Source organism: Labilibacter marinus (assembly GCF_001659685.2).
GTDB classification, from domain to species: Bacteria; Bacteroidota; Bacteroidia; order Bacteroidales; family Marinilabiliaceae; genus Saccharicrinis; species Saccharicrinis marinus.
On record NZ_LXYE02000034.1, the window covers coordinates 171,330 to 185,101 of the forward strand.

At 36.3% G+C, this 13,772-nt stretch carries 7 protein-coding genes; all 7 read left to right on the forward strand.

Annotated features, from left to right (window positions below):
- The first annotated feature begins 49 nt into the window (after positions 1-49).
- Positions 50-1,546 (forward strand): alpha-L-fucosidase, encoded by a 1,497-nt coding sequence (locus A8L32_RS14300; RefSeq protein WP_066631499.1) that lies wholly within the window; start codon positions 50-52, stop codon positions 1,544-1,546.
- A 205-nt stretch (positions 1,547-1,751) separates the two neighbouring features.
- Positions 1,752-4,268, forward strand: coding sequence for a glycoside hydrolase family 2 TIM barrel-domain containing protein (locus A8L32_RS14305; RefSeq protein ID WP_066631501.1), 2,517 nt, complete (start codon positions 1,752-1,754; stop codon positions 4,266-4,268).
- 4 nt (positions 4,269-4,272) lie between these two features.
- Positions 4,273-6,468: a T9SS type A sorting domain-containing protein gene (locus A8L32_RS14310; RefSeq protein ID WP_075590806.1), complete on the forward strand. Its 2,196-nt coding sequence runs from the start codon at positions 4,273-4,275 to the stop codon at positions 6,466-6,468.
- 8 nt (positions 6,469-6,476) lie between these two features.
- Positions 6,477-7,895 carry a sialate O-acetylesterase gene (locus tag A8L32_RS14315; RefSeq protein WP_066631504.1) on the forward strand — a complete coding sequence of 473 codons (1,419 nt, stop codon included), beginning with the start codon at positions 6,477-6,479 and terminating at the stop codon, positions 7,893-7,895.
- Between the two features lie 390 nt (positions 7,896-8,285).
- Complete coding sequence (locus A8L32_RS14320) at positions 8,286-10,550, forward strand: right-handed parallel beta-helix repeat-containing protein (protein ID WP_075590807.1); 2,265 nt, start codon at positions 8,286-8,288, stop codon at positions 10,548-10,550.
- Positions 10,551-10,687: 137 nt separating this feature from the next.
- Entirely contained in the window at positions 10,688-11,338 is a 651-nt protein-coding gene (locus A8L32_RS14325) for a DUF6629 family protein (RefSeq protein WP_066631506.1), read from the forward strand.
- A gap of 214 nt (positions 11,339-11,552) precedes the next feature.
- Positions 11,553-13,742 (forward strand): T9SS type A sorting domain-containing protein, encoded by a 2,190-nt coding sequence (locus A8L32_RS14330; RefSeq protein WP_075590808.1) that lies wholly within the window; start codon positions 11,553-11,555, stop codon positions 13,740-13,742.
- Positions 13,743-13,772: the final 30 nt, after the last annotated feature.

Below are 13,772 nucleotides of genomic sequence, written 5' to 3' on the forward strand. Positions count from 1 at the left end.
ACCTTGAAAGACATACAAATTTATTGAGAATTTAAATATTTGAATCACAATGAAAAACTATCTATTCGTCATTTTAACATTGGCTTTGTTTGCCTGTAACTCCAAACCCAAGGAGGCTGAAAAAGCAATCGCAGAAAAAATTGAATACACTGCAGACTGGGAATCATTAAAACAATATGAAGTGCCAGAGTGGTGGTTAAACACTAAGTTTGGTATTTATTTCCATTGGGGACCATATTCTGTTCCTGCGCACGAAACAGAGTGGTATGCTATACATATGTATACCAAAGATCATCCAATTCGTAAATATCACGAAGAAACATATGGTAACCTAAAAGAGTTCGGTTATAAGGACTTTATCCCCATGTTTACCGCAGAGCATTTTGATGCTGATGAATGGGCTGAGCTATTTAAAAAATCGGGAGCACAATTTGCTGGGCCGGTGGCTGAACATGCAGATGGATTCGCCATGTGGGATAGTGAATTAACAGAATGGGATGCCATGGATATGGGACCTAAGCGTGATGTAGTTGGAGAAATGGAAAAGGCTGTTCGTAAGCAAGGTATGAAGTTTATTGCTACATACCATCGTCATTGGTTGTACGCTTGGTATCCTACTTGGGATGAAACTACAGATGCAGCAGATACAACATATGCCGGGTTATATGGACCCTATGTGCCAGAAGGTTCTTTTGTAATGGCGACTGGTGAGTATCCGAATCCTCCTAAAAAAGAATTTCATCAAGAATGGTTGGATCGTTTAAATGAATTAATGGACAAATATCAGCCAGATATTATTTGGTTTGATAATAAGATGGATATCATCGAAGAGCAGTATCGTAAGCAGTTCTTGGCCAATTATTACAATAAGGCACAAGAGTGGGGTAGAGATGTAGTTTGTACTTACAAATTTACCGATATGGAAGAAGGTACTGCAGTACTAGATCTAGAGCGTTCGCGCATGAGCGAGAAAAAAGACTTCCCATGGTTAACGGATGATTCTATTGATTGGAAAGCTTGGTGTGATATCAGTGATCCGGATTATAAAACTACCAATCGTTTAATCGACTTTTTAGTGGATGTGGTAAGTAAAAACGGTGCGGTATTATTAAATGTTACTCCAAGAGCAGATGGTACTATGCCAGAAGGCGTGAAAGAACGTTTGTTAGGTATGGGAGATTGGTTTAAGGTAAATGGTGAAGCCATTTTTGATACACGTCCATGGAAAATATTTGGAGAAGGACCTCAAGAAATTAAAGAAGGACACCTAAGCGAAGATGAAAACCCAGAAGCCGTTGCTGAGGATATTCGTTTTACCACAAAAGATGGAAATTTATACGCAATTGCCTTAGATTGGCCAGGCGAAAAAATGCTTGTTCGTAGCTTTGCTAAAAAAGAAGGACTTCTTACCTCAAAAATTAAAAATGTAAGTTTGTTAGGTTCTGCTCAAAAGCTTAATTGGCAACTAACAGACGCAGGTTTAGAGGTTGAAATGCCAAAGGATAAACCTTGCGAAGATGCTTTTGCACTGAAGATAGAATTGTAAGAATAAGAGGGGTATATTCACTCCTTTACTTTTGATATTAACCTACTGGGATGTTTTCTCAGTAGGTTTTTTTATGCAAAAATATCCCCCTTTTAACCATAGTTTTTTCAATAGACTAAAGCTATACATATTTTACTTTTGTAGATGAAGTTATATGCTATAAGATCAATAAAATAAAATCGATTGAAATTTTAACTATTATATGATGAAGAATTGCATTCTAATATATGTTTTTGCGCTAGTGCTATTGGCTAGTTGTCAATCAGAGAGTTCAGAAGTAAGAGTTATTGAGGACTTTAATTTTGGATGGAAGTTTAATTTAGGTGATGAAGTTGATGCCTATAAGGTTGACTTTGATGATAAAAGTTGGAGAGAGGTGCAATTGCCACATGATTGGAGTGTAGAGCATAGTTTTACGCAAGAAAAAACAGGAGGAGCAACAGCTTTTTTGCCTGGCGGAATAGGTTGGTATCGTAAAAGTTTCACAATTCCTCAAAGTGCTAAAGATAAAATAGTATGGATTGAGTTCGATGGCGTATATACTAATTCAGAAGTATGGATTAACGGCCAATATCTTGGGGAAAGACCATTTGGTTATGCACCATTTAGTTACGACCTAAGCAAACACTTAAAGTTTGGAGCTGAGAATGTAATTACGGTTAGAGCAGATCGTTCGGCTTATATTGATAGCCGCTGGTATCCAGGTTCAGGAATTTACCGTAATGTAAAACTGATCATGGCCAATAAAGTACATATTCCACAATGGGGAACTTTTGTTACAACACCTGAAGCAAGTACTGAAAAAGCTCAGGTGAATATTAAAACAACCATTCAGAATAGGGTGAGTTACGATCAAAAGGTAGTTGTAAGAAACAGTATTTTTTATCAAGGTGAAAGAATAGAAGTTGGCGAAAATGAAGTTAATATCATCAGTGGGGAACAACAAGAGTTTTCTACGGATGTTAATATTCTTAATCCAAACCTTTGGAGTCCCGAGAGCCCTTCGATGTATAAGTTGGTAACGGAGCTTTTTGTTAATGGTGTAAATATAGACAGATATGAAACTCCCTTTGGTGTTCGTTCCTTTTATTTTGATGCGGAAAAGGGATTCTTTTTAAACGGAAAAAATACCTTGATAAAAGGCGTTTGTTTACATCATGATGGTGGCTTGGTGGGGGCTGCAGTGCCTCGCGGAGTATGGGAACGTAGGTTACAGAAGCTGAAAGACGCAGGTTGTAATGCTATTCGTACTGCCCATAACCCACCATCTGCTGAGTTTTTAGATATCTGTGATGAAATGGGTTTTTTAGTTCAGGACGAGGCTTTTGATGAGTTTCAGAATGCAAAAGATAAAAGACGAAATTATAATCAAGAGTCAGTGGATGATATAACCAAAGGATACGCTGAGCACTTTGATGATTGGTCGGAGAGAGATTTAACCAATATGATATTAAGAGATCGCAATCATCCAAGTATTATTATGTGGAGTATTGGTAACGAGATAGAATGGACCTTTCCTCAGTATGGCAATGCAACTGGTTATTGGGGAGGAAACAAAGTAGGTGATGTAAATTACTATTGGGACGAACCTCCATTCTCTGTTGAAAAAGTAAAAGAATTGTTTTATTCTAATGAGCAGGAGGATATTTGTGCCAAAACAGCAAAACGACTGTCTGCAATTGTTAAAAAGTACGATACTACCAGGCCTGTAACTGCTAACCTTGTTATTCCTACGGTAAGCATGTTTTCTGGCTATGCAGATGCTTTGGATATTGTAGGCTTGAGTTACCGTCGTGCAGTATATGATTATTGCAGAAGAAATTATCCAGATAAGGTTATTCTTGGAACAGAAAATTGGGTCAGATATCAGGAATGGGAACCAGTGCTTGAGCATGATTATATGTCAGGTATTTTTATGTGGACAGGTATTCATTATATGGGCGAATCCAGAAAATGGCCAGTACGAGGCAGCGGTAGTGGAATGCTTGATTTTGCAGGATTCGAGAATCCATCTTACCATATGTTTAAAACACTTTGGAAAGAAGAACCGCATATATATATTACCACACAAGTTGAAGAGAAGTCTCCCTATAAAGCTGGTAAAAACGGAACCGTAAGAGAAAAAGAAGAAGGTTGGGCAGATCATCAGAAATGGGGATGGCAAGATGTTAATAAACATTGGAACTATGCAGAAGGTGATGTAGTGATGGTTGAAGTTTACACCAATCAGCCAGAAGTAGAATTATTCCTAAATAATCAATCCTTAGGCGTCAAAAAGTTAGCTGATGTTCATGATCATATTTTAAAATGGGCAGTGCCATATCAACAAGGAGAACTAAAGGCACTTGCGGTAAATAATAATACAACAGCAGTTATTAAAACAAGCTTAGAGCCTGTATCTTTTTCAGTAAATGTAGATAAGAAAACATTACAAGCGGATGCTTACGATGTGGCACACTTTGAAGTACAATTAAAAGATAAGGATGGTGAGCCCGTTAGAGCAATTGAGAATGAAGTTGTATTTCAAATATCAGGACCTGCTAAGTTATTAGGAGTGGATAATGGTTCGCCAAAGAGTGTGCAAGATTACCAAAATAATAGTGTGGTCACTTCTGAGGGTAAATGTTTGTTAATCATTCAATCAACGCTCGAAAAAGGAGAAATAACAGTTGAGGTTAATTTAAATGATAAATCAGAAAAAGTAATCATAAAATCAATATAGAGCTATGTTAAAAAAAATTCTTAAATGCACAGGAGCAATGGTGTTGGCAATAATACCTTTTACATCATATGCTCAACAACAAATTACAGTTGATGTTTCACCAACTATTTCTAAAAGTATAAAAGGACATAAAGAACTGGATAGAGTTAAATATTTTAATTTGGCAGCATCGTCTACTGAGCTAAAAAAAGATGTAATCGATTATGATCAAACGATGAGCGATTATTATATCGATGAATTAAAGATGAATGTGGGCAGAAGGTTAAGTATGGTAAAATCAGAAACCAACTGGACCAATGCATTAAAAGAAGATGCATCCAGAGAAGGATACACTGATATTGATTATTACATTAGTCAGAAAAATCCCAATGATGATGGTTTAGATATACTGAAGGCGGCTTACGGTGATAATCAGGATCTAGCCTGTCATGAAGGTAGTGATCCTTATCCGGATTATATGGATTTGTATACTGTGGATGGTACTAAAGGTCATAAATTTCCTTCCAATGCGGAGTCGGCAGCCGAATTAATTTCAGCTGTGTTAAAATACAATTTTACTGACTTTCAGCGCCCTGCGTTTTATGAGTTAATGAACGAGCCGCATTGGAAACATATGGACGACCAACGCTTTATTGATTTACATGTTAAAACCAAGCAAAAAGTAACTGCAGATGGGTTAAGTGTAAAAGTTGGAGGACCCTGTTCATCTGTAAGTAATTATCACAAAAATGAATATCAGAATCTGAATTCTATCACCAAGTTTATGACTAGAACCAATTATGAACTTGATTTCTATTCTTTCCACTCATATGACTATATGCGTTGGGATGCTGCAGAAAATGATTTTGTGGGAGCAATTAATTCTGGTTTACCCTTAGAAGGCGTGTTGGATGCATGTGCTACCTATGCATATAACAGACATGGTAAGGATTTTAAATATGTAACCAGTGAGCATGGTGGTTATATTTCAGATACCAATAATAGGGAAGAGGCTTTAGAATATTTGGGACAAAAATATTTTCCAGGCAGTGGTTTCGATTACGAAATGCAGAAACGTAATATCGATAATTTCATCATGGTAAATAGTGCTATTGCCAATACCATGACCTATATGAATCATCCGCATGTTGTGTTGAAATCGGTACCGTTTATTTTACTTCAAAGTGCCAATTGGGATACTAAATATTATTCTAGTTTATTGGTGAAAGAAGACTTTGACAAAACGAGTGATGTTTGGGTAGAATCGAAATTGATTGATTATTATAAGTTTTTTAAAGATGTACAAGGTAGAAGAATTGATTCGTATTGCGATGATACAGATATACAATTTCATTCGTTTGTAGATGGCAAAAAGCTAGTTATGGTTTTTCACAATCAGAGCGATGTGGATGGTGAAATTACAGTTAATGTAAATGATCTCGACACCGCAGTGGAAGATGTGATGATTAGAAGGTTAAAGAGACAAGTGGATTTTAGACCTGAATTAACCGAAGAAACGGTGGCTTCATTATCAACTATTAATATTGGATCACAAGAATCTATCGTGGTATTTGTAAATTACGAGACTGATATCGTGGAAAGTGAAACAGTGCCTGAGAATATTTATTATTCTACGGAGTCGGCTGTGCAGTTTACTGGTTCAAAAGATATCACATTAAGAGTACAAGATTATAGATATGTGGCTGATGCCGAATTAAGAGTGGGTATTAGTAGAAAAGCTGCGTATAGTAAAGAAGTGAAAATATTTTTTAATGGAACAGAATTAACGGTTCCTGTAGAGGATTGTGCGGATAGGATTACAGGTGATTTTTATGCCACAACAAAAGTAGTTAAGGTACCTAGAAATTTAGTTAAGATCTCTAACACAGTAAGGGTTACTTTTCCTGATGGTAAATCAGGAGGTGTAGGTGCTGCTGTTTTAAGAGCCAGAATGGGTGATGATGTATCTGTTAAAGATGGATTAGTGGTGAGAAAAGGAGAGTTGAAAATATTTCCTAACCCAACAAATTCTGATTTTACGGTAGCTTCTGACGCCTTAGGTATGATTGATATTATTGGTATGGATGGTAAAATTGTAAAAAGTATAGAATCATTCGGCGGTAACACAAAAGTAACCAAGAGCGGTTTAAATGAAGGAACGTATATTGTTCAGTTAGTTACAGATAAAGAGGTTTTTACCAATAAGTTATTGATTAAATAATCATTTTTATGAGAGGCATATTTTTAACTCTAGTACTTTTATGCTTAGGTATTTATAATGCAAATGCAGATGTGAAATTACCCTCTGTTTTTGCCAGTAATATGGTGCTGCAACAGCAATCCGAAGTTCCTATCTGGGGATGGGCCGATAAAAAGGAGCAAGTTACCATTAATGCCAGTTGGCTGACTGAAGATATTCAGGTAAAAGCAGATACTGATGGTAAATGGAGAGCAAAAATATCAACACCAAGTTACGGCGGTCCATACACTATAGAATTTAATGCTTCTAATAAAATTATTTTAAACAATGTACTAATTGGAGAAGTCTGGGTGTGTTCAGGCCAATCTAATATGGAGATGCCCGTAAAGGGCTTTAATTCACAACCAGTATATGGTAGTAACGATTTAATTGCTCATGCTAATAATGCCAATATTAGATTATTTAATATTCGTAATGATTATGCTGCCGAGATAAAGAGGGATTGTTCAAGCCAATGGACTGAAGCCAATCCCCAGAGTGTAGCTAACTTTAGTGCTGTAGCTTACAGTTATGCCAGGTATTTAAATGAAGTATTGCAAGTACCTATTGGTGTTATTAATGCTACCTGGGGAGGAACAAGAGTTGAAGCTTGGATGGATAAAGAAGTACTTGAAACAGAATTTAAAGAGGTTTTCTTAGGTGATATAGGAACCGAAAAGATGAAATTTCAAACACCAACAGTATTGTATAATGCTATGGTTCATCCTATACAAGGTTTTGGTATAAAGGGGGTGATTTGGTATCAGGGAGAATCAAACTCTGCACAGCCGAAACAATACGAAGAACTATTTCCTCGTATGATTACCCGTTGGAGAGAGCTATGGGGGCAAGGAGATTTTCCATTTTATTATGTGCAAATATGCCCCTTTCAAAACTATGGAAAAACCCCTGGAAGAAACACCGCCGAGTTAAGAGAAGCGCAACTTAAAGCCATGTCAAAAGTAGTTAATACTGGCATGGTTTCTACTGTAGATATTGGTCATCGTTGGAATATTCATCCGCCTGAAAAGATAACTATAGGTCATCGCCTAGCATATTGGGCTTTAAATAAAGATTACGGTTTTAATCAAGTTATTTGTGGCGGTCCAGTATATAATTCTATGAATGTGAAAGATGGAAAAGCCTACTTAAATTTTAAAAATGCCCCCCTTGGTATTGACAATAAAGGAAAGCATCTGTCTGATTTTTATATTGCTGGTACTGATAGTGTTTTTCATCCAGCGAAAGCGTTAATAAAAGGTATACAATTAGAGGTTTGGAATGATGAGGTAAAGGAGCCTGTGGCTATTCGTTACGGTTGGAGTAACTGGTTTGTAGGTAGTTTGTATAATACAGCAGGCAATCCAGCATCATCTTTTAGAACGGATAATTGGGACGATATTAAATAGAACTTTTTTATAGTTATTTGTATAAGTGTTTAGTTAAAAGGGTATCTCGCAAGGATGCCCTTTTTTAATAATTTCTCTTAGTAATACCCCTTAAAAGTAATATTCTCAGGCTATCTTTTACAGTAACAGCATTTAACGTTCTGGTGCATAGTTAAAAATGTAAAATACACCTTATTATATAATTAAAATTTCACTCAGTCTAAAAGTTCGAAATTGTAATTTGCAGCCGCTTACATAATCACAGAGGAGGAGATAAGTTGAGAGTAAACTAATCAAGTTCATAACATTCTAGGGCTAGCAGGCTGCGATTAAATAATCAAACGGAATAATTATCCAAAATGATTATAAGTAAGAAGGTTGTACATCATTGAAAATTTAAATAATAGATATATGAATTTAATTTCTACAAGGTTATTTTTAGTAACAATCATGATGCATTTGTTTGTCCTGCCATTTAGTGCAGAAAACTATGTGGTGAGTAAACAAGGGGATGATAGTAATACGGGATTGGAGGGTAGTCCATTTTTAACTATTTCTAAGGCTGCTACTGTTGCACAAGCAGGTGACGTTGTTACTATTTCAGAGGGTACTTATGAAGAAACATTAACGCCAGCCAATTCAGGTACAGTTGGAAATCCTATTGTATTTCAGGCGGCTGCAGGAGAAAAGGTGATTGTTACAGCTATGCAGGCTCTTTCCGGTTGGACTTTAGACGACGGAAATATCTATAAAACAACTGTTGATTGGGATTTAGAGCAAGAAAATTTTGTTATGAATGGAGATGTGGCTTGTGATTTAGCTCGTTGGCCAAATAATACAGATGGAGACCCATTTACATTGAATTCTTTAAGGAACTCAGGAGGAAGTGGTAAAGATGATTTAAATGCTTACTTAACAAATTCGAGTATACCAAATTATGCATGGGAAAACGGAGGTTCAATCTTCTTTTATGGAGATATGGGTGGTGGCGGATGGACTGCTTGGAAATCATGGATTACAGCAAGTTCATCTGGTCGTGTTGATTTTAGCTTAGATAAAAATCCATCTTGGATACGTACATTTCATTATCCTTCTGCTAAAGGAGATTTTTACTTAGAAGGAATAAAAGAAGCTTTAGATTATAACAATGAGTGGTATTTTGATGCCGGTAATAATACGCTATATATACAGGTTCCTGGAGGAGCACCAACGGATGAACAAGTTCAAATGCGTAAACGAAACTTAACGGTTAATTTAAATGGCCGAAATTATATCGAGATTAAAAACCTTGCTTTAATGGGCGGTGGTGTTACCATCAATGGTACAGGAAACAAGTTAAGTGGTGTGTCTAGTTTTTACGGTAGTATGGTGCGTGGAATTCAACGAGGATTTTTATCGGGAAAACAAAGTATTCGTGTTCAGGGAAATTATAATACCATTGAAAAATGTGAGGTCGCGTTTGGTGCAGGCTCGGGTATCTATTCTTCAGGCGATAATACTATTATTGAAGATTGTAGAGTTCACGATTTTAATACTAACGGCTGTTATGACGCTCCTATGTTAATAAGAGGAGGTAATAATGCTACGTTAAAAAATAACGAAATATATAGAGGAGGTCGTGATGCTATTCAAATCACTACTAAAAATAGTGAGGTGGCTTATAACGATATTCATCATAGTAACTTAATTGCTGATGATTGTGCTTTGTTATATACTTTAGGAGCAGGATTAAATATGAAGATACATCACAACTGGTTTCATGATGCAGCTGGACGTGGCGATTTGCATAAGGCAGCTGGTATTTATTTAGATAATGATGCAGGAAATGTTGATGTATATAATAATGTAGTTTGGAATACAGAGTGGACCAATGTACAAATTAATTGGAATGGAACTAATCTAAATATCTATAATAATACACTTTGGAATGGTTCTGCTACCATGGGTGCATGGCACAAAGAAGGAACTGCATTTTCTAATGTTAATGTGTGGAATAACTTATCGGATAAAAATGATTGGGAACCTCAGTCTGATAAGCAAAACAATTTAACCCTTTCTTCTGGTAATTCATTTACAGATGTTTCGGCAGGTGATTTTACCTTAAAAGCCAATACCCAGCCTATTAACTATGGTAGAGAAATATCGGGTTTTACGGATGGTTATATAGGTCATTCGCCTGATGCAGGGGCATATGAATATGGGGGTACTGCTTGGGAGCCAGGTATTAGTTGGGATCCTGAATTAGGCCCTGCTGGTGTTGGATGTTATAGTTTACCTGGAGATTACTGTTCGCTTAATCCTGATCCTTCAGAAGTAGATTCTGATAATGATGGTGTGATGGATGATGTGGATGAATGCCCCAATACTGAAACTGGAGCTGAGGTAGATGAAAAGGGTTGTAAAATTGTAGGAGTTAAAGATTTATATGCTGCAGGTATGAAATTATATCCTAACCCAGTTAAAGGCGGTCAGCTCTTTATAGAAGCTGCTGAAATAGATAATGGTTCATTGAAATATACAATTTACACTATTTCAGGAACCGTAGCTCAGTTGGGCTTATTACAAGGTAATAACTCAAAATCTACGGTGGATGTTGATGAACTACCTGCAGGAGCATATTTAATCATTATTTCAAATAACGATACAAGAGTAGGAACTCGATTTATTAAATTATAAAAACTGGTTAAGTCAATCAGTTAACTATTTCCCAAAATTTAAGCAGGGCTGCCATATAGGTGGCCCTGCTTTGTTTTCTGGCATTCTACCATGGTTACTTCAATTACTTTCTGTATTTTTCTCGTAAAATTTAAATTATGTGTTTTTCTGCGGAAGTTAGTTTTGGTGCAAGTGCTGTTATTACAGCAGTTGGAGCATTAGCCATAAAAAAGAGTACAAAAAAAGAGCAAGTATTATTTGCCATGATTCCTTTGCTGTTTGGAGTTCAACAGTTTTTTGAAGGCATATTATGGATAGCACTTGAAAATCCAGAATACGCTCATTGGACTTCGGTGGCTACATTTGGTTTCCTTATTTTTGCTCAATTAATCTGGCCAGTCTGGGTACCATTATCTACTTTTGTTTTAGAGAAGAACAAAAAGCGTAAAAGATGGATAGGTTTTTCTTTAAGTCTTGGCGTATTTCTATTTATTCTGTTAGGCTATAGGATGGCTGTTTATGAGGTAACTGCACAAATAGACCATCAGCATATTTTTTATACCGTAGGTCATTTTAAAAGTACCAATTGGTGGAGCGGTATCTTTTACCTTTTACCTGCAGCTTTTCCTTTTGTCTTTTCGAGTAACAAACACATTAATTATTTAGGTATTTTAATGCTTTTGCTGTTTGTGGTTTCAAAAGTATTTTATCTAAAATACATGATATCAGTATGGTGTATGTTTGCTGCTGTGTTGAGTATTTATATCTTTTTTATCTTGAAAAAGGAGGATACACCAATTAAGGTTTAAGGTTTTTTCTACAGATTTTTTATAAAATCTCGATTATAAAAAAAACTACATATCGGTAAGTTGGTATGAATTTAGGGGGGTATTTAAAAGTACCCCAAATTCTTATAGTATGTTTATTGAAACAGTTCTGATTCTTATTTCTTTACGGTTTAGCTATATATCATTTAGTTAAGTCGTTTTTTTACAGAAAAATAGAAATCAAATATTCAATAACATGCAAAAATCTACTTTTAAAAGAATTACCAACACGCTATTGTTGTTTTGCTTTTGTGCGACTATGCTTATGGCAGGTCCTCCAGATCCTCCCGCAGGAAAAGTATGGGTGTTAAATCATGAGATGAGTGATGAGTTTGATGCCAACAGTCCCAATACAGATAAGTGGCGCTTGTTCGATAAGGCGGACTCATGGGGGCGAACAGCTTCCTTTGATAAAAGAATTTTAGAGCCGGTAAAAGATCCCAATTCGAATAATTATTACATGAGCATGAATCCAATGTGGTATTACGAAGACGAGCGTTTTCCGCGTGGTAATGGTAAAGATTATCATTTTGCTGGCGGAGGTATGGATACCAAAGTATTACAAACGTACGGGTATTTCGAGGTTCGTGTAAAACCGTCTGATTTTCCGATGGGGTCGGGCGTTTTTATGAATTCACGAGGTACAACAACGGATGATTGTAATACTAAATATGCAACGGAACTAGATATTATTGAAAATATGGGTTATACTGGTCCGTTTAACGAGCATGGCAATGGTTCATTTAATAATATTCAGCATGTGAATTCACATACTAAGCCATTTAGTGATGCTGGTGGTTCGTGTCAGCGTTTACCTTATGAATCAACAAATAGTGGAGTGCAAGCGCCTAATCTTGCCGAGCCATTAGGATGGAATACCGTTGGTATGTGGTGGAAAGACGAAAAAACAGCTATGTTTTACAATGACAATAACTATTTCGGGACAATTACTCCTAAACGTGATTTCTTCTTACCAATGCCTGTTATCATTGTAATGGAAACATATAATTGGGGCGACGATGATGAAAAGAATGCGACCAATCCAAAACCAGAAGAGTATATGTTCGAGGATGATTTTCGTACTAAAGAACAGCGTGCTGTGATGTACGATTGGGTGAGAGTTTGGAAACTTGTTGATATCGATGAAACTGAGTTTAATAATACTAGCGATAATGTTAAGGGGCTTGAGGAAACAATAAGCGCATATCCATCGAGTGAGTTTTCTACCACTTTAATCTATTCTGCATCAAGTACACGAACGGTGCTAGCTACTTTATATGATCCATCTAACAATGTGTTGGGAGAAAAATCGTATGATGTGGAACGAGGAGTGAAATCAATATTTACCGAGTTCGATTTGGATGCTGAAATGGCCATTGCCAATGGTTACAAGGTGGTTTTTGAAATTAAAGATGGAAGTTCAGTACTTACGACTAGTACAACAACATTTGATGTGGTGGCAAAGCCTTTACAAAAGAAATTATGGGATGATCACATTCCAACTTCGTTATTACCAGGCGAAACATCTTACGCTATTGATGTGAAATATGAGGCCGATGAGGCTTGTAAAATTAACATTGAAATGAGAAAACCAGATGGAAGTTGGTTTGGAAGCGGAAATACAAATGTTGACGCAGGGAGTGGAGTAGCTAGCATCAATGTAACTACCTCTTCAGCGACAACCATTGCTCCTAATTATTTTTACAAGGTTTATATGCACCGTCAAGGATTTGATTGGAGCGATCCACAAGCGGTATCTATTCAGCCAAATATTTACTTTAATGTAGAAGATGCTATTGTGCCTGCTATAGAAATTTTAACTGTTCCGACTGAAATTGAAGGTGATGCCACCGAAGTTGATGTTGAATTTGAATATGAAACATACGAGAATGGTACCTTAAAAATTCAATTGTTAGATAAGGATGATAATGTGATGGCTAGTGAAATACGTACTGAGCGAATTGGAAAACGTACCTTAACTAGAACAATGAAAATTGATTCGGAAATTCCTGCAGCTGATGATTATAAAATAGTGATAGAGTTTACTCCTGAAAATGGAAGCTTTGAGAAGCTTACTGATATGGTAGAAAATATCACTGTTAAGGAAAGCGATACTAGTGTTAGAGAGATGAGGGCTAGAAATAAGGCACTAAAAGTGTATCCTAATCCTGTAACGGGAACAATGCAAATTGTTTTAGAGGAAAATGGTAATGATGTTCGTAAAGTAGAGGTATTAAGTATGAATGGAAAGCAGTTGAAGTCAATGCCGATGCAAAAAGGCGAAGCTGTACCTTCGGTTGAAGTATCTGATTTACCTTCTGGTATCTATTTGCTTAAACTTACTACAGGCGATAAGGTTTATACAACTCGATTTATAAAACAATAAAGCATAGATTTTTTTTAAAAAACTCACGGG